At 39.0% G+C, this 19,210-nt stretch carries 18 protein-coding genes; 8 read left to right on the forward strand and 10 right to left on the reverse strand.

The window, feature by feature from the left end:
- The 4 genes from ACTS4L_RS06870 to secB all read left to right on the forward strand — a co-directional run.
- The coding region (locus tag ACTS4L_RS06870) for a LysR substrate-binding domain-containing protein (protein ID WP_440651850.1) at nucleotides 1-689 on the forward strand (689 nt) is incomplete at its 5' end.
- Nucleotides 690-786: 97 nt separating this feature from the next.
- Complete coding sequence (locus tag ACTS4L_RS06875) at nucleotides 787-1,329, forward strand: rhodanese-like domain-containing protein (protein ID WP_440651852.1); 543 nt, start codon at nucleotides 787-789, stop codon at nucleotides 1,327-1,329.
- Entirely contained in the window at nucleotides 1,326-1,577 is a 252-nt protein-coding gene (gene grxC / locus ACTS4L_RS06880; protein ID WP_440615257.1) for a glutaredoxin 3, read from the forward strand. Before ACTS4L_RS06875 ends, grxC begins: the two co-directional genes overlap by 4 nt.
- A gap of 29 nt (nucleotides 1,578-1,606) precedes the next feature.
- A complete protein-coding gene (gene secB, locus ACTS4L_RS06885; protein WP_440615258.1) occupies nucleotides 1,607-2,056 on the forward strand; it encodes a protein-export chaperone SecB in 450 nt (149 codons plus the stop codon).
- 76 nt (nucleotides 2,057-2,132) lie between these two features.
- Here secB and ACTS4L_RS06890 read toward each other — a convergent pair whose 3' ends face one another.
- Genes ACTS4L_RS06890 through ACTS4L_RS06900 form a run of 3 tightly spaced genes read right to left on the reverse strand, consistent with a single transcriptional unit; the run spans nucleotide 2,133 to nucleotide 6,658 of the window.
- Complete coding sequence (locus tag ACTS4L_RS06890) at nucleotides 2,133-2,540, reverse strand: hypothetical protein (protein WP_440615259.1); 408 nt, start codon at nucleotides 2,538-2,540, stop codon at nucleotides 2,133-2,135.
- A gap of 47 nt (nucleotides 2,541-2,587) precedes the next feature.
- Nucleotides 2,588-5,611 carry an efflux RND transporter permease subunit gene (locus ACTS4L_RS06895; RefSeq protein ID WP_440615260.1) on the reverse strand — a complete coding sequence of 1,008 codons (3,024 nt, stop codon included), beginning with the start codon at nucleotides 5,609-5,611 and terminating at the stop codon, nucleotides 2,588-2,590.
- Complete coding sequence (locus ACTS4L_RS06900; protein ID WP_440615261.1) at nucleotides 5,612-6,658, reverse strand: efflux RND transporter periplasmic adaptor subunit; 1,047 nt, start codon at nucleotides 6,656-6,658, stop codon at nucleotides 5,612-5,614.
- Nucleotides 6,659-7,000: 342 nt separating this feature from the next.
- On the opposite strand from ACTS4L_RS06900, the gene folD reads away from it, so the two are divergent.
- A complete protein-coding gene (gene folD / locus ACTS4L_RS06905) occupies nucleotides 7,001-7,858 on the forward strand; it encodes a bifunctional methylenetetrahydrofolate dehydrogenase/methenyltetrahydrofolate cyclohydrolase FolD (protein WP_440615262.1) in 858 nt (285 codons plus the stop codon).
- Nucleotides 7,859-7,888: 30 nt separating this feature from the next.
- On the forward strand, nucleotides 7,889-8,461 hold the full coding sequence (locus ACTS4L_RS06910; RefSeq protein ID WP_440615263.1) for a tetratricopeptide repeat protein: 573 nt from the start codon (nucleotides 7,889-7,891) through the stop codon (nucleotides 8,459-8,461).
- An 842-nt stretch (nucleotides 8,462-9,303) separates the two neighbouring features.
- Here ACTS4L_RS06910 and ACTS4L_RS06915 read toward each other — a convergent pair.
- The 4 genes from ACTS4L_RS06915 to purF form a co-directional block, all read right to left on the reverse strand.
- Complete coding sequence (locus ACTS4L_RS06915; protein WP_440615264.1) at nucleotides 9,304-10,884, reverse strand: peptide chain release factor 3; 1,581 nt, start codon at nucleotides 10,882-10,884, stop codon at nucleotides 9,304-9,306.
- A 176-nt stretch (nucleotides 10,885-11,060) separates the two neighbouring features.
- Nucleotides 11,061-11,261: a hypothetical protein gene (locus ACTS4L_RS06920; protein WP_440615265.1), complete on the reverse strand. Its 201-nt coding sequence runs from the start codon at nucleotides 11,259-11,261 to the stop codon at nucleotides 11,061-11,063.
- Between the two features lie 244 nt (nucleotides 11,262-11,505).
- Nucleotides 11,506-12,111 (reverse strand): tRNA-(ms[2]io[6]A)-hydroxylase, encoded by a 606-nt coding sequence (locus ACTS4L_RS06925; RefSeq protein WP_440615266.1) that lies wholly within the window; start codon nucleotides 12,109-12,111, stop codon nucleotides 11,506-11,508.
- 98 nt (nucleotides 12,112-12,209) lie between these two features.
- Nucleotides 12,210-13,721, reverse strand: a complete 1,512-nt coding sequence (purF, locus tag ACTS4L_RS06930) for an amidophosphoribosyltransferase (RefSeq protein ID WP_440615267.1) — start codon at nucleotides 13,719-13,721, stop codon at nucleotides 12,210-12,212.
- A 306-nt stretch (nucleotides 13,722-14,027) separates the two neighbouring features.
- On the opposite strand from purF, the gene adk reads away from it, so the two are divergent.
- On the forward strand, nucleotides 14,028-14,699 hold the full coding sequence (gene adk, locus ACTS4L_RS06935) for an adenylate kinase (RefSeq protein WP_440615268.1): 672 nt from the start codon (nucleotides 14,028-14,030) through the stop codon (nucleotides 14,697-14,699).
- A 250-nt stretch (nucleotides 14,700-14,949) separates the two neighbouring features.
- Here the strand turns inward: adk and mutY are convergent, their stop codons facing one another.
- A complete protein-coding gene (gene mutY / locus ACTS4L_RS06940; RefSeq protein ID WP_440615269.1) occupies nucleotides 14,950-15,960 on the reverse strand; it encodes an A/G-specific adenine glycosylase in 1,011 nt (336 codons plus the stop codon).
- Nucleotides 15,953-16,486, reverse strand: coding sequence for an adenine phosphoribosyltransferase (locus ACTS4L_RS06945; protein ID WP_440615270.1), 534 nt, complete (start codon nucleotides 16,484-16,486; stop codon nucleotides 15,953-15,955). Before ACTS4L_RS06945 ends, mutY begins: the two co-directional genes overlap by 8 nt.
- A 210-nt stretch (nucleotides 16,487-16,696) precedes the next feature.
- Between ACTS4L_RS06945 and ACTS4L_RS06950 the strand changes: the two genes are divergently transcribed.
- Nucleotides 16,697-17,896: a polyamine ABC transporter substrate-binding protein gene (locus tag ACTS4L_RS06950; RefSeq protein WP_440615271.1), complete on the forward strand. Its 1,200-nt coding sequence runs from the start codon at nucleotides 16,697-16,699 to the stop codon at nucleotides 17,894-17,896.
- Here the strand turns inward: ACTS4L_RS06950 and glyA are convergent.
- Nucleotides 17,893-19,170: a serine hydroxymethyltransferase gene (gene glyA, locus ACTS4L_RS06955; RefSeq protein ID WP_440615328.1), complete on the reverse strand. Its 1,278-nt coding sequence runs from the start codon at nucleotides 19,168-19,170 to the stop codon at nucleotides 17,893-17,895. The genes ACTS4L_RS06950 and glyA overlap by 4 nt on opposite strands.
- Nucleotides 19,171-19,210: the final 40 nt, after the last annotated feature.

The following is a 19,210-nucleotide window of genomic DNA, read 5'->3' on the forward strand; positions in this document are numbered from 1 at the left end:
AGATAAATTTAGCAAAAGTCAACATATTCAAAGATAAATTTAGCAAAAGTCAACATATTTTAGATGGGACAGCCGTGTTTAAAATTGGACTATTCCCCACGCTTGCGCATTATCTGTTACCACAACTCATTCACACAACCTTAGCGAATAATAGCCCTATTAAGATATATCCTATTGAGGAAAAAAGCCCTACGCTCATTCAGATGCTACAATCAGGTAAAATTGATGCTGCCCTTTTAGCACATGACTCATTACCTCAAGGGTTAGAGTTTTTACCATTATTTAAAGATACATTTAAACTGGCTGTGTATGACGGGCACCCTTTAAGTCAGTTACAAGAAGTCGATATATCAAAACTTGACGATGAAGCCATGCTTTTTTTAGAAAAGGGTCACTGCCTGCGCGAGCAAGTGCTCTCTTTAAACATCAATCCCGCACAAAGCATCCAGTGCAACGCCACAGGTCTTGAGACGCTAAGGCAAATGGTCATTGCTAAACTTGGCATTACCATTATCCCTGAGATTGCCACACTTACCTCACACAATGGCATTCATTATATTGACTTTAAGGCACCGGCTCCTTTTCGTGAGATTGGTTTGGTTTATCGTCGTGGCTCAGCCATTACCAAGTGGCTGAAAGCCATCGAATCACTTGTGCGAAAAAGCGTGCCAAGTTTGGCTTCTCATTAAATTTTAAACCCGCTATAATCCACCATGTTAATAAATAAGTCTGCTCTTTGCTGATCTTGGAGCTTATGCTAAAACAAATAATAAAATTAGGAAAAACATGTCAAACCTGAGTCATTTCATCTCTCAAAACTTAATACTATGTATTATCTTTGTACTTGCCATTTTGATCTACCTTGGTTATGAAATTCGCCAAGCTAAATCAAGTCGTTTTCAACTATCAATACAAGATGCGATTAACATCACAAACCGTGACAAAGGTGTGTTTTTAGATATTCGCGATAGCAAGCTATTTAATGAAAGTCACATTGTTGGTGCGATCAATAGTAGCGTTGATGAACTTAAAGAAAACACTAAAACACTCAACAAATATAAGAACAATCCAATTGTCGTCTACTGTGCAACAGGGGCACAAAGTGCTAGTGCCTGTGATTTGTTAAAAAAGGCAGGCTTTGATAAGCTTTACACACTAAAGGGTGGCTTCAAACAATGGTTACAAGATAAATTGCCGACTGACAATAAAACCGTAGCACATAATGAAATGAATACTGATAAGAAAGATGTAAAAAATAGAAAAGATAAAAACGATAAAAACAATAAAAACAATAAAAGCGACAAAAATGATAAGAGCACATCTAAATGATTGAAATTTACACTAAGCCAACGTGCCCCTACTGCATTAATGCCAAGGGATTACTTAGCGACAAAGGTGTTATATTTACTGAATATAACATCATTAACAAACCTGAGTTGCGTGATGAAATGATTGAGCGTGCCAAAGGACGCACAACGGTGCCACAAATATTCATCAACAACCAACACATTGGCGGTTGTGATGACTTGTACGCCCTTGAAGATGCCAATGAACTTGACCCATTACTTGGAAAATAACACTTAACTTAACTATATAAGGAAAGACTATGACAACTGAAACAAATACACCAGATATTCAATTTCAAATCCAAAAACTCTACACCAAAGATATTTCATTTGAAATCCCTAAAGGTGCTGACGCATTCAAGCAGGAATGGAAGCCTGAGCTCAATGTCGCTTTGAATACTAAAGTGACAGGCTTGCCTGAAGAAAACATGTATGAAGTTATACTAACGGTTGAAGCAGATGTTAAATGCGGTGATACTGATGCGTTTAAAGCAGAAGTGCAACAAGCCGGTATCTTCCTTATTTCCAATATGGAAGAAGGGCAACTAGATCATGCGCAATATGCATTTTGCCCTAATATCTTATATCCATACGCGCGTGAAGCAATCTCTGACTTAGTCGCTAAAGGCGGCTTCCCACAGCTATGCTTGGCACCTGTTAACTTTGATATGATCTATCAACAAAAGCAGCAAGAGCAAAAATCAAACTAACTTAAGCTAATACTAATCACTTAGCACTCAATGTAACATAAGCTATTGCTTACACCAGAAAACCTTCAAAACGTGATTATCTGGAGATTTCTGATATTGGTATACGCCTATGCATCTCAATCCATTTATCCCCATCAAAATCAGCAATATCCCCACCTACAAATAGATCTTTTTTATTATAGCTTTCTATAGAACGTGGTACGGCATCTCCATCTTTTGCCTTACACATTATTAGATAAACCTCAGCACCACTTAAAATTAACTCAATATGCTTAAGTCTCTCTTTATAACCAAGATCATCTTGCCGATCAATATACTTTTGATGATTCGTAAGACGAAAAAATAACCTTTTATCATCAAGCTTTTCTTTTTCATCTTGCCAAATGCGTAAACACACAATTCCATCATTTCTTATGCCTCCCCAAGACCATCGATTATTTTTTAGTGGAGCTTTAATTTTTTCAAACAACTTGCTTAATGACATCTTTGCCGCAATCTCCTTTGTTTTTTGATATACGTAGTAAATCTATCCTATCTATTTCTGATAGATTTTAATAATTGATAAGCCACAGGCACAATAAACAATGAAAACAATGACCCTAATAATAATCCGGCAACAATAACCATACCGATTTGTTGGCGTGCATGCTCACCAACTCCCGTGCTTAACAATAATGGAATAGCACCTAAAATCATCGTTGCTGATGTCATCAAAATTGGGCGCAGACGTGTCGCTGCCCCTTTGATCACAGCTTCATTTAATGCTACCCCTTTTGCCAATAGTTCATTGGAGAATTGCACTATCAACACGCCATGCTTAGACACCAGTCCAATCAAGGTGATTAAGCCAATATCTGTATAAATATTTAGTGTCCCTCCGATGAGTTTAAGCCCAAGCAAAGCGCCAATAACACATAAAGGTACGGTTAATAAAATAATAAATGGATCGACAAAGCTTTCAAACAATGCAGCAAGTACCAAATAAATAAATAAAAGTCCCGCAATGAAGATAATAATCATACTGTTATTACCCTCAAGCATATCTTTGGCATCTCCTTTAAACGCTAAACTAGTACCTGGTAATAGCTGCTCAGTAATCGCTTTGATTTGCTCAACCACTTGCCCCATTGAAGCATTTGGCTGCAAGTTAACACTAATCGACATGGCATGCATTTGGTTATAAGTGGTCAAATAAGGAATTTTTACCACTGGGGCAATACTTACTAAGCGCCCTAGCTGCACCCAACCACCTGAGTCAGTTTTGATATATAAGCGGTTTAATACACCAAAGCTCTTAAGATCTTTTTTGGGTAACTGCACATAGATTGGAAAGCTCTCACCACCGGTTTCATAATCACGTGATAACTGCCAACCACCAAACATAATATTTAAGATCGTTTGGATATTCGCAGGGTCAACATCTAACAAAGCAGCATTAGTATAGTTGATATCCATATCAAATTGCCCACTGTCTGAGGCGCTGCCGATGCTTGCATAGGATATACTTGGCAGTTTCTCGAGCATATTGATTAAACTTTCTGCTTTTTTATAAAGCGTTTGATAATCATCCATACTCAATAGATACATCTGAATATCGCCATCACCTGATTGATTACGTCCTGATAATGGAAATACCCAACTACTACCTTGTATGCCTTGCGTGTTTTTAATAATGCCATTTAATTCGCGCGCTACTTTATAGGCATTGGTAACTTGATCCTCTTTTAAAATATTCATTGAAAAGCCTGATGTTTGTCCACTTTGTGTATCAACAAAACCAAATGAGTGATCAAATACCTTGCTAGGTAATTTACTTTGAACCTCATCGAGCTTTTGCATGATAAAATCTGAGCTTGCATTGCTTTGCCCGACAATATTCACACCTACCACACCAATGGTATCATTGGGTTGCAATGCCGTGGGCATCGAGCGAAATAAACCGACCCCTGCAATAATCAAAATGACAAAAATAGCAATGATCCAAAAACGAACTTGCAGCACAAAATAAAGTAATTTTTTATATGCTTTTTCACAGTTTGCAAACAATTTGGTGACAAACTTCTCATAGCGACTTTCTTTTGCATTACCCAAAGTATGTGCACACATGGTTGGTGATAAGGTCAATGCCACAAAGCCTGAGATTAAAACACTTGCAGCCAAGGTAAAGGCAAATTCACGAAAGAAAACGGCTGATTTATCATTCATAAATGCAATCGGAATATAGACCGCAACCAATGTAATGGTCATACCAATAATCGCAAAGCCAATTTCTTTACTGCCTAAAATTGCTGCATCAAATGCATTATAGCCTTTTTGCATGTAGCGATAGCAGTTCTCAAGAACAACAATCGCATCATCAACCACCAGCCCCACGGCTAGCACAATGGCAAGTAATGTCATCATATTGATACTAAAACCTAACGGCCAGATAATCACAAATACGCCGATCAAACATACTGGCAAAGTAACAATAGGGACAAGGGCTGCTCTAAAGCGACCTAAAAACAATAAAGAGATCAATGATACCAAGATAATTGCCTCAATAATGGTTTTAATCACTTCATATAGTGATGCTTTAAGCGAGGTTGCGACATTAAAGAGCACACTGGCTTTCATGCCCGGAGGCAATGAGCCTTGCATTTGTTTAACGGCCTTTGCAACAGCATTAGCAACATCAATCGGGTTGGCATCACTAGTTTGCGAGACATTGACGACCACACCGGGTTTACCATCGATAATACTAATTGAACCATTGGCAAGTGATAAACTCCCTAAATAAACTTTAGCTATTTGTTTTAAATAGATTAACTTGCCATTGTGTTTAGCAATAATAAGATTTTCAAACTTACTGATACTATCCAGTGCGCTATCAACATTAATCGTATAGGTATTGTTATTAGTAATCAGTTGCCCTGCGGAAACATTACGATTCAACTGCTCTAGTTTATTGACAACATCAATGGCTGAAATTTTTAAAATCGCCATGGCTTTAGGGTCAAGCTCTATACGCAGTGCTGAGCCTTCGTAGTAAACTTGCACATCACCGACTCCTGGAGTCTGTGCGAGTTGTTTAGTTATCGTATCATTGATATATGATGTCAGACTTTCCGTTGAGCGATTACTATCTTGAAAGCCAATAAGCATCACTTGCGATCCATTGCCACGCTGCCTTATCTGTGGTGTTTGCGCATTTTGTGGTAGATCAACACCTGCAATATCACGCATTACTTCAGATTGCGCGGTAATAAACTTCTCTTGATCAATATTACCAAAGTTCAATTTAATTTGACTTCGATCTTGCATAGATGTCGCTTCGATATAACTTAAATTTTCCGTCCCTGAAATTGCTGCAACAAGTTGTTGAGTGACATCTTTTTGCACTACATCAGCACTTGCCCCTGGATAATTGGTTTGAATCATCAGTACTGGTTTAAACACTGTTGGTTCAAATTGCAACTTAACATAACTAAAGCTTAACAAACCACACAATACCAATATCGCATTAAGTACAAATGACAATACCGGACGCTTAATACAGATCTCAGGCAGCTTCATTTATTTCTCCACCTTAACAGTAACACCATCAGAAATATTACCCTCGGCAGAGACAATGACTTCTTGCCCTTTACTCAAACCCTCTAAAATACTGACATAACCTTTATCGATTTGTCCGATTTGTACTGGTACCATTTTGGCTTTACCCTCAACAATAACATAAACGATAAAACCACCACTTTGCGCACTTAATGCACTTTCTGGTACCGCTAACACCATATTATTTTCTTTGATAATTTGTGAGATATAAACACTCATACCAGGGTTTAACAGATTATCCGTGTTTTTAAATACAGCACGCACAGTAAAGGTCAAATTATCATCTGAGACATCTGGTGAAATATAATCAACCTTGGCATGGAAAACCTGCCCTGGAAATGCATCAACTTTAAAATCAACCGTTTGCCCAAGCTTAATACTGCCAGCATAGGATTCCGGTAACGCATATTGTAATTGCAGATTCTCTTTATCCACTAAGGATACCAAGGTATCTCCTGCTGAAACATAACTGCCTTTAGCTAAGGTCGTTAATGTCAAATAGCCACTAAAAGGGGCAACAATTTTGGTATTGGATAACTGATACAACGCTGCATCATATTGCGCTTTTGTCTTCATATAACTTGCCTTGGCATTATCTAGCTCACTTTGTGATACGGCATTATTTTCCTTATACAAAGTGTCTGTTCGCTTATATTGCGCCTCAGATTTTGTAAAGTCTGCCAAAGTAGAACTTACATCTGCCATTTGCTTGGTATCATCCAAAGTCATCAACAGCTGCCCTTTTTTAACATACTGACCACTCGTGAAGTCAATACTATTAATAATTCCTGCAATTTGCGCTTTAAGTGTGGCCGTATTTGGTGCGATCAACAATCCCGTTCCTTTGGCTGATAGTGGGATATTGCGCTCATTGACCGCTGCAACCATAACACCTGTCGGTTCAACGTGAAAACTCATCTCTTTTTTAGCGGTCGCCAGAAACAAAAAGTAAATAACAATCAACAACAAAACGGCTGTCACAATTCCAAAAATAATATGTTTTTTCATTCATTAATACCAATGATAACAATTGCTACCGCCTAAACTAGACGATCTTTTGGCACGATTCAAGAACATTAATAAATGTTGTTTAAAATAAGACGTTAATTGTCTATACCCATCGTAAATCATTTTGCGGTGTTTAGTTGCAAAGCAGTTTATGAGGATTTTACAAAGCTGGATTGCAGGTAATAGCTAGGACTATTGCCAAAATTCAACTTTGTAAAGGCGCAGCAAATGCAAAGCAAGAAATTCTGTAAAATGGTTTATGATGGGTATATCATGTACTACCAACTTAAGCCTATAGAAAAATAGAAAAATAGAAAAAGTAAAAAAACAGGAACCTATGCTATGGCACAAATTATTGATGGCAAAAAAAAAGCGCAAGAAATCAGACTAAAAATCAAATCACAAGTTAATCAACTAAAAGAACAAAACAAACGTATCCCAGGGCTTGCTGTCATTATTGTTGGCAATAATCCTGCCTCACAAATATATGTCAATAACAAACGTAAAGCCTGTGAAGAGGTGGGGTTTTTATCGCTTAATTACGATCTTAATGAAAATGTGAGCAATGACGAGTTATTAAACCTTATCGATCAGCTTAACAATGATCCAACTATTGATGGCATATTGGTACAATTACCACTTCCACAACATATCGATGCCGAGAAAGTACTTGAAGCCATTCGCCCTGATAAAGATGTTGATGGTTTTCATCCTTATAACATTGGTAAATTGATGCAGCGAAATCCGCTGTTGCGTCCCTGCACACCCAAAGGTGTTATGACATTACTTGAGTCGGTGATCGATAATTTAAAAGGCAAACACGCAGTCATCGTTGGCGCTTCTAATATCGTTGGGCGCCCCATGTTAATGGAGCTTTTATTAGCAGGCTCTACTGTCACCACCTGTCACCGTTTTACTAATGATCTCACAGAACATTTAGCGCGCGCTGACATTGTGGTTGCCGCCGTTGGCAAACCGCACTTTATCAAGGGTCACTGGCTAAAAAAAGGTGCTGTGGTCATTGATGTTGGTATTAATCGATTAGAGGATGGCAGCATTGTCGGTGATGTCGACTTTGACAAGGCTTTAGCATATGCTGCTTTTATTACACCGGTTCCAGGCGGTGTTGGTCCTATGACCATTGCTACTTTACTAGAAAATACGTTATTTGCTTGTGAGTATTTACATAGCAAGGCATAATGATTCGCGAGAAGTTTGGAGCGAATATACATGAAGCTTATTAAAAATCACCTTTCAATTTGGGTCGGTGCCATCGTTATTGTGTTGGCTATTATTCTAGGAATGACTGCACTTTACCATAATAATGCACATGCCATTATCAGTAGTAAATTAGAAAAAACAGCTAACGTTGCCAAGGATAACCCCAAAACAATTAAAAGTTCAACAAATGATGAACCCATCAATTATACACAGCTAAGTCCTAAAGCTGCCTATGATAAAGGGGTTGAGTACAGCAAACAAATCAGCAAATCAGGTGGCAACAATATAGATAAAGCGGTTGATTATATTCAATACTCAGCTGCCACAGGATATGCTGAAGCGCAATTTAAGCTTGGGCTTATGTACTTCCAAGGATTGGGCGTGCAATCAAACCCTGCGGTTGGCTTCTACTGGATTGAAAAAGCTGCTAAAAATGACTATGCCGAAGCACAAATTTATTTGGCATATATGTATAAGAAGGGCATTGGTGTATCAACCAATCTCTTTAAATCAAACTATTGGTTACGCCAAGCTCGCGCCAATGGTATTGATCTAAGCTTAGACGCATTGCCATTTTTCTAAACGTTCAAGTTTAGGTATAATGGCACTACCTTTGGAGGATCACTAACCATCCATGACAGCTTCGCACTGGATCCTCACGCCATCCTGGCTCAGGATGACAAATCAGAGGGTGTCATTGCGAGCATGGATACGTGGCAATCCATTTTATCAGGGATGGTTGATTTAACTTCGTTGCAGAGCCTATATTTACAAGATACTTCTTAAGGTAGTGCCATTAATTTTATAGTATTTCTGCCATTGAATTTATCGCACTGTTGTAATTGAGTTGTAGCAACGCCCCTAGCTATTACCTGCAATTCAGTTACCGAAAAGCATCAAACATTTCTCAAGCATTAAACACCACAAAGTGATTGATGAGTATAGAGATTTGAAAACTTTTTGTAAATATTTACAAAAAGACCTTCCCATTACGCAAAAAGCTTAGTATAGTGGCGCTCTCTTTCGACGGGTCGCTAGTATCAACTTCCTCCCTCCTCCCTCCTTGAATAGATCTAGTGGCTCGTCGATTGTTTGTTTTTTTGTTTTTGGGCTAAGACTAAATATTCACCTAGTAATGAATCAAGAATAAGTTGCGTCAGTCAGTACCTCTCCCCTTGCGGGATTGCTCGTGCAGCTTAAGCTGCGCGGGTGAGGGGGTGTAATTGAAGCTCAACTTATTTCTGAATTATTACCTAATATACCAAAAAATGCTCACCTTACCCTGAGCATCAGTCGAAGCGATGGACTGAGCATCAGCCAAAGTGGATACACTTCATAGAGGCTTCGACTTACGCTCAGCCAACGCTTACATAATCAAAGTGGGCAGGGGAATACAGCTTGTGGAAATTTTGTAATGGCAATACTTAGTGTTCTCTTGTAGCCAGAAATTGAATATCTGGATTACGCTCTTCAGCCATTTGCAGGTTAACACGTGTTGTTGCTAAATAGGTCAAATGATCACCACCATCTAACGCCAGATTGTCTGCATATTTACTTTTAAATTGCTCCAACTTTTTCTTGTCATTGGACTCTATCCAACGAGAAGCGACAACATTGACCTGCTCATAACTGCATTTAACACCATATTCATTCTCCAAACGATGTGCGACAACATCAAACTGTAGCACACCAATCGCGCCAAGAATCAAATCATTATTGTTCAACGGTCTAAAGACTTGAGTTGCACCTTCCTCAGATAGTTGAATTAACCCTTTCAAAAGCGCCTTCATTTTCAATGGATCATTTAAACGCACACGTCTAAAAAGCTCAGGGGCAAAATTAGGGATACCCGTAAATTTAAGTATTTCGCCTTGCGTGAATGTGTCACCAATTTGAATCGTACCATGATTATGCAAACCGATAATATCTCCAGGATAAGCCTCCTCTAAGGATTCACGCTCGCCTGCCACAAAAGTCAAAGCATTAGCAATCTGCACTTGTTTATTCATGCGCACATGCTGTAACTTCATGCCTTTTGTATATTTTCCAGAGCAAATTCTAAAAAACGCCATACGATCACGATGTTGTGGATCCATATTCGCTTGAATTTTAAAAACAAAACCGGTTAATGGCTCTTCACTTGCAACGACTTCACGCACATCAGTCGTTCTTGGTGTTGGCGATGGGGCGCATTCAGTAAAGGTGTCTAACATCTCTTTAATACCAAAATTACTCAATGCCGTACCAAAAAACACGGGGGTCAGCTCGCCACGTCGATATTTCTCAAGATCAAACTCATGACTTGCCCCTTTGACAAGCTCAACCTCTTCTCTTAACTCAGCTGCCAAATAACCAATCCTATCATCTAATTCACTATTATTTAGCCCTTTGATTACTTGATAGTTATGAATATGATGCCCATGTCCTGTTTCAAATAAAATCACTTCATCATTATATAGATGATAAACCCCTTTAAATTCCTTACCCGAAGCAATTGGCCAAGTCATTGGTGCGCATTGGATATTAAGGACATCTTCAACCTCATCCATTAATTCCATTGGATCACGTGTATCACGATCAAACTTATTGATAAAGGTTATAATCGGTGTTGTTCTCAAACGGCATACTTCCATTAACTTAATGGTGCGCGCCTCAACCCCTTTAACGCCGTCAATTACCATCAAGGCCGAGTCAACAGCAGTTAATGTGCGATAAGTATCTTCTGAGAAGTCCTCGTGCCCTGGGGTATCCAAAAGATTGACCACACAATCATTATAGGGAAACTGCATTACGGATGTGGTTACCGAAATACCACGTTGCTTCTCAAGCTCCATCCAGTCAGATGTTGCATGACGACCTGATTTTTTGCCTTTCACCGTGCCTGCCAATTGAATCAGATTTCCAAATAACAGCATCTTTTCCGTTAATGTGGTTTTTCCGGCATCCGGATGCGAAATAATCGCAAATGTACGTCGCTTATTTAGCGCCTGTAGAAATTCAGACATCATTTTTCCTCAAAAAATTCAAAAAAATTAAATTCAAAAATACTTTGCTCTTGCAAAAGAGCAAAGCCTACCTGTTTTACGGATAAATGTAAAAACTTTATGAAAAAATTAATGCTTTAAAGACTACATTGGCAACTGACCTTTTCTTACAATCACTAGCAGAATATTATGCAAAGTTAACGTTGATGTTCAATGATTTTATCCACTTCGGTAAAACTTATTTTCTTAACACCAAAAGGCATGCCGATCATCACATGCTCAGCAGATATATGCTTAAGCACCCCAACATAACGAATATTATGTGATTTCACGGTCACAATACTTTGTTTATTATACATATCAAACAACCATCGCTTGGTCTTATCATCTATTTGCATGATTGTCTCCTCCAGACATAAGATATCAATATCACATTTATACCCATCACAAACCGCTTCACAGACTACTTTGCAAACAAACACCGCAAAATGATTTACGATGGGTATACAACGAAAAGATATCCCGTAAGTTTGAATACAAACTTACTTTTTGTTTTCTCTCTTAATCTTGATAATGATAGATAGGAACTGACTAAAATACAATATTCAAAAAAGCAACTTTAGCCGAAAAGAGTCGTCAACATCAAACCCCACTATGGAAACGAAATTCAGTATCAGGCGACTCTATCAGCTGCTTCTCCACAGCAGAAAAGCGCTTAATATGGTGATTTATGTCATCTGTAGCAAACTGTTGTGCAAATTTAAGGTAAATGGTGAAATGGCGCTGTTCTGATGCCAATAATCCCAAATAAAATTTCTCTAGTTCCTCATCTAGAAAAGGAGCAATAGCACCAAAGCGCTCACACGATCTAGCTTCAATAAAAGCGCCAATAATCAACGTATCTACCAAACGCCCTTCTTCCGAGGTGCGCATGTGTTTTTTTAGCTCTTTGACATAACGCGACTCTGATAATAAACGATACTCAATATTACGTTTTTTAAGAATACCTAGCACCTGCTCAAAATGTACCAACTCTTCACGGGCAATTTTCGACATCCTCAACAAAAGCTCTGGATACTCAGTTGACTTGCGATACATAAAGCTAATAGCAGCAGAGGCAGCCTTTTTCTCACAATGTGCATGATCTAACAATAGGATATCAATGGATTTAAGCGCTTTATCTATCCACGCTTTAGGTGTCTTACATGGCAAAAACGTATCAATCGTTGCTTGATTAAAATAATTCATTCTAAAAACTTACACTACATTTTATTTTAACTCTAGGCTTATACTCCCTTCGACTTACGCTTAGGGAACTTGGCATCATCGCTAGGCATAATCTCATTTTATTCTTGGTTGTGCATATCAACAGCACCTAAGTTCGATGAATTATTTTCCGCTTGTTGTTTGCGATGCTTTAACAATGCTTCAAAATAATGCTCATCAATGCCACCGGTAACATATTTGCCATCAAATACTGAAGTGTCAAAATGCTGTAGGTGTGGCGCTTGTTTGCGCACAGCTGCAACCAAATCATCCGTCGTCAGATAAAACAAATGATCAACCCCAATCCACTGGCGAATTTCATCAATACCACGATTGTGCCCGATAAGCTCATCATGCGTTGGCATATCGATACCATAAACATTAGGGTATTTAACCACAGGAGCAGTCGATACGATTGATACCTTGCGTGCACCCGCTTTTCTTGCCATCTCAACAATCAACTTTGAGGTATTACCGCGTACAATGGAGTCATCAACCAAAAGCACATGTTTGCCTTTAAATTCATGATCAATGGTATTTAGCTTTTTACGAATAGATTTCTGACGTGCCGCCTGATTAGGCATGATAAACGTGCGTCCAACATAACGGTTTTTGACAAAACCCTCACGATATGGAACATCTAAGACACGTGACAAAGGCAATGCCGCATGGCGCCCTGAATCAGGTACCGGAATGACCACATCAATATCATGCTCTGGCAATTCAGTTAAGATGTTTTTACCGGCAATACGCCCCATCTCCAAACGTGCACTATAAACAGACGCGCCATCGATCACAGAATCTGGACGCGCTAAATAAACATATTCAAAAATGCACGGTGACAAACTGGCACTGGGAGCACATACTTTACGCATAAGTTCTCCGTCAAGTGAGATAAAGATAGCCTCACCCGCACCGAGATCCCCTATAACCTCATAACCATCACAGTCTAAAGCAACGGTTTCAGACGCAACCATATATTCTTTTTTACCATTGACTTCCTTTACACCCAACACTAAAGGACGAATGCCATGAGCATCTCGAAAAGCAAATAAACCAGCACCTGCAATCACACCAACAACGGCATAGCCACCAATACAGCGCTGATAAAGCTTAGTTAATGCATTAAAAAAGATATCCGTTGAAAAATTGGTGAGTGATACTTCCGCTTTGTGCAACTCTGAGGCTAATACATTAAGTAAAAGCTCCGAGTCCGAGCTCGTATTGATATGACGAAAATCGTGCTCAAGCAACTCTTTGCGAATTTGTGGGGTATTAATCAAGTTTCCATTATGCGCTAAGGCAATGCCATAAGGTGAGTTGACATAAAAAGGCTGTGATTCAAAAACACTATCTGATCCTGCAGTTGGATAACGCACATGGCCAATGCCTAAATTGCCTTGTAAACGCTCCATATGACGCGTGCGAATTGCTTCAACAACAAGTCCTTTATCTTTACGCAATGACATATGATAGCCATCACAGGTCAAAATACCTGCAGCATCTTGTCCACGATGCTGCAACATCGTCAATGCATCAAATAGCTTTTGATTTGCAGGCTCATGCCCAATAATCCCAACAACACCGCACATAATTATTCATCTTCTTGCTGTTTTAAGACCGCGCCATTTTATACTACTGGTATATTCATCACAAACCATTTTGCAGTATTTCTTGTTTTCAGTTTCACCCTTCGACTTATGCTCAGGGTACGGTAAACGTTGGCTGAGCAAAGTCGAAGCCTCTATACGTTTATTGTTTGCATACTCACCCTTCGACTCATGCTCAGGATACGATAAACGGACGAAATTCAAACCTAACCAATTTTTTAAAAGACTTTTAAGCTATTTCTTTTTATCATAGAACCACATTTTATTTTTACCTTTAATGGAAACTACATGAACATTATTCTTCTAGGACCACCTGGGGCTGGCAAAGGCACACAAGCAAAGCGCATTGAAACAAAATTTAACATTCCACAGATCTCAACCGGTGATATGTTGCGAGCCGCGATTAAATCAGGCTCTGAAACCGGTATTAAACTGAAAAAAATTCTTGATGCCGGCGAGCTTGTTTCTGATGACTTTATTATGCAAATCGTTAAAGAGCGCCTATCACAAGCTGATTGCGACAATGGTTTTATGCTTGATGGCGTGCCACGCACACTAGGACAAGCAGATGCTTTTAAAAAGCTTGGTATTAATATCGACTTTATTATTGAGATCACTTTAGATGATGATATCATTATCAAACGCATGTCAGGCCGCAGAATCCATGAAGCATCAGGGCGCACCTATCACGTTGATAATAACCCACCAAAAGTTCATGGCAAAGATGATCAAACCGATGAAGACTTGATTCAACGCGAAGATGACAAAGAAGAAACCGTTAAAAATCGTTTAAATGTCTATCATGCACAAACTGCGCCTTTGATTGAATACTACCAGCATTTTGATACAACTGGCACCAAGCTTAAAAAGCCAACTTATGTTCAAATTGATGGCAATCAAAGTGTTGATACGGTAACTAAAGAGATTTTCCAAATACTTAGCCAACACGCAACTGCCTAAAGTCAAATATTAGTAATGAATCAAGAATAAGTTGCGTCAGCTACTAGCACCTCTCCCCTTGCGGGAGAGGTCGTGCAGCTTAAGCTGCACGGGTGAGGGGGATAATTGAAGCTCAACTTATTTTTGAATTATTACCTACCCACTGAAGTCACGCACTTTTTCTATTTCAACACAACGCGTCGCAAGAGGGGTGGCAGCCGTAGGCTCGCGGGGTGTTTTAGAATCATAGTTTTTTCTAAAACGCGTCACTCTAGTAACTCAAATGCTTTGCCAATGGTGCTGGTAGAGCATATTCCTTTATATTATCTTTGTTAACCCAACAAGCATCATCAATTATTACTTTCTGTGTTAATTGATAGACTTTGATATCATAATACAGCTCAATATGCGTAAATATATGCTTTTGTTCTTCACATAGCATATGACTATATTCACCGATACTTAACGCAGTTTCTGGTAATGAATACAACCCACCCCAAATGCCTTTGTTTGGTTTTTTGATCAATAACAATTCATCTTGATATTGATAAAGATGAAATACCGCTGACTGAATAGCTTTTGCAACCTTTATTTTCTTTCGCGGATATTGATCAACGCGCTCACTGGCAAAGCTCAAACAAATATTTTGCAGTGGACAAAGTCCACACTTTGGCTTAGTGCGTGTACAAACTGTTGCACCCAAATCCATTTGTGCTTGTGTATAATTTTGCGTTTTGTCTTTTGGCATAAGCTCATGCGCCAACTGCCATAGTTTTTTCTCAATCGCTGCATCTGACAACACTTCATCAATCGCAAATATGCGTGCAAATACGCGCTTAACATTACCATCCATAATCGGTGTTGCTTGATTAAATGCAATCGATAAGATCGCATGCGCGGTTGATCTACCGATTCCAGGTAGCGCTAATAAATCATCAACATTATTAGGCATTACACCATTATATTTCTCATATACAATTTGTGCTGTTTTGTGCAGGTTTCTAGCACGCGCATAATAGCCAAGCCCTGCCCAGTACTGCATTACCTCATCTTGATTTGCTTGTGCTAGATCACTGATATGCGGAAATTTATCAATAAACTTGAGAAAGTATGGAACAACGGTTTTGACTTGTGTTTGTTGCAACATAATCTCAGACAACCACACATGATAAGGGTTAAACTCGCCCTGCCACGGTAAGTCATGACGCCCATTCTGGCTAAACCACGCCAGTAAAGCGCTTTGATAATGTGAAATATTAAAATGAAGTTTAATCTCAGTCATATTGAACTAATGAGTCAATAAATATATCTGTTGGCATTTTCTCACGTCCATTGAGCCCATTAAGTTCAATCACAAATACAGAACCTAACACAGTAGCACCTGCTTTTCTAACCAAATCAACACAAGCGCTTGCCGTGCCGCCTGTTGCTAACAAGTCATCCACTAACAATACTTGATCATTGTTAGAAAAAGCATCTTGGTGCACTTCTAATCTATCGGTACCATACTCCAACTCATATTCGCAGGTATGTATCGCACGCGGCAGCTTACCAGGCTTACGAATGGGTACAAAACCAATGGATAAATGCTTAGCTAATGCCACACCAAAGATAAAACCACGACTCTCAGGTCCTGCGATAATTGTCGGCTTTAAGCCCTTTTCTTTAATGCGTTTCGCCATAATCATTGCCGTTTGCGTTAAGCCATCGGCATCTGCCAATAATGGCGTGATATCACAAAATAAAATACCCGGTTTTGGAAAATCAGGCACCGCAGTAATTAAAGATTTAATTGTTGTAATGCTCATTATTTTAAAAGAATTTTCTCAGCTATACTTGCGCACATAGTAGCACGTTGGCGCGAATGTTGTCATTTAAAAATCCAGCTTGCTACATTCGCGAGCGGAAAGGTGATTATGATGCACAAGGCAGATTAAACCAGCAAAATGATTTACGATGGGTATGGCTTAACGCTACAATAGCCAATATTTTAATTTTATAACTTTGCGGGCTTTGTTATGTTATCGATGAAACTTAAAAAGACTTCATATATTGTTACGCTTTCTATTGGCTGTTTAGGCTTACTGTCTGCTGCTGATTTTCAATGTAGTGAAAAATTATTAAGCGCTCCAATTACCCCATTTAAAAACAAGCAAACGCTTAATTTCACGAATTGGGCAGATTATATGTCACCGGATCTTATCCCATGCTTTAGTGGTTTATCTAATACCCGTGTACGTTTAAGCTATACCACTGATGATAATATGACACGCGCCAAAGTAATGACTGGCGCCTCTGGATTTGATGTCATTGAGCAAGGCGCGCTTTATCTGCCAAGTGAAATCAAATCACACGCGCTCATTAAGCTTGATAAAAGCAAATTACCCAACTGGGTACATCGTAATAAAGCAATTTACGACAAGATTTCTGAGATTAATGATCCAGATAACAATTATGCGATTGTTTACAGCTATGGTACAACGGGCATTGCCTATAATTTCAAAGAAGTTGCCAAAGTCTTTGGACACCCTGTTGTGCCCAATGGATGGAAGTATTTATTCGATCCAAAATATCTTAAGACGCTATCTAAATGCGGTGTTTCAATGCTCGATGAACCAGAACAAATATTTGGTAATTATTTTTATTATGCAGGTATCAACCCTAATACCACGGATAAGGCAGACTACGAGAAAGCAGCGCTGTATCTGATTAAAAATGTACGTCCATATGTTAAGTATTTTGATAGCAACAAATATCAAAATGACTTCACCGCAGGCAATTTATGTGTTGTCATGGGCTATTCAGGTGATGTTGTGCGTTCGGTTGAACGCGCCAAGCAAATTAATCCAGATCAAATTTTAAAATATGTCTTGCCAAAGGAAGGGACAAATATTTGGTTCGATATGTTAATGATTCCTAAAGGTGCTAAAAACCTTGATGCTGCCTATGCTTTTTTAAATTTCAATATGGATCCTTATGTTGCGGCAATGAATAGCAACTATATTTATCAACCCAATGGTGTTGTTGATAACAGCGAATATTTAAATGATCTATTTAAAGACCCTAACGTCAATCCAACAGAAGCAATGATTAAGAAAATGTATGTGTTGAACATGCATCCACCTAAATTACAAGCTTTTGTCTCTAAAATGTGGATGTATGTAAAATATGGCATTAAATTCACACCAAAGTATTATCATCCTGATAAAAATAACTAAGCCAACTCAGTTGTTTTAGCTTCTGAATAAACAGGGAATTTAGCGCAGAGTGCCACAACTTTTTGTTTGATTTCCTGCTCTTTTGCTTCATTACCAAGATCATCGATAATATCACACATCCAATGCGCAATTTGTGCACATTCATCTTCTTTAAATCCACGCGTGGTAATCGCAGGTGTGCCGATACGTAAACCACTGGTGACAAAAGGAGAGCGTGGGTCGTTTGGTACCGAGTTTTTATTGACAGTAATATTTGCGCGCCCTAAAGCGGCTTCAACATCTTTGCCTGTGATATCTTTGCTGATTAAATCAATTAAAATCAAATGGTTCTCAGTGCCCTTTGATACAACATCAACACCTCGCGACATTAATACTTCTGCCATCTTTTTGGCATTTTTCACCACTTGTTGCTGATAAGTCTTAAACTCAGGCTGCAATGCTTCTTTAAAGGCAACCGCTTTGGCAGCAATGACATGCATTAATGGACCACCTTGTGTACCAGGAAAAACAATTGATTGGAACTTTTTCTCAAGCTCTGGATTTGATCTAGCCAGAATAATACCCCCACGTGGACCACGCAATGTCTTGTGTGTCGTACTAGTTACTACATCAGCGAAGGGCACTGGGTTTGGATAAACGCCTGCAGCAATTAATCCTGCAACATGCGCCATATCAACCATCAAATAAGCACCTACTTCATCGGCGATTTTTCTAAAGCGCGCCCAATCAACAATCCCTGAAAATGCTGAGAATCCAGCAATGATCATCTTTGGCTTATGCTCTTTAGCTAAACGCTCAACCTCAGCATAATCAATATCACCGGTTAGTGGATCTAAACCATATTGAATCGCATTAAATAGTTTACCTGAGAAGCTCACCTTAGCGCCATGCGTCAAATGCCCACCATGCGCTAAAGACATGCCAAGCACCGTATCTCCTGGTTGCAGAAGTGCAAAAAAAACAGCTGCGTTTGCTTGTGAGCCCGAGTGCGGCTGCACATTGGCATAATCTGCATCAAACAGTTCTTTCAAACGATTTACCGCTAATTCCTCAGCGATATCAACATATTCGCAACCACCATAATACCGCTTACCTGCGTAGCCCTCGGCATATTTATTGGTAAGTTGCGAGCCTTGCGCTTCCATCACAGCGGGACTGGCGTAATTCTCTGAAGCAATCAACTCAATATGTTCTTGCTGACGCTTATTTTCATTTTCAATGGCTTGAAATAATTCCGGATCAAATTGAGCAACGGTAACGTGGCGATCAAACATCGATGTATCCTCCAAGATAAGGTTATATAACTTAGGAATT

The sequence above is a fragment of the Cysteiniphilum sp. 19S12-1 genome (genome assembly GCF_052030685.1).
Classification (GTDB): Bacteria; Pseudomonadota; Gammaproteobacteria; order Francisellales; family Francisellaceae; genus Caedibacter.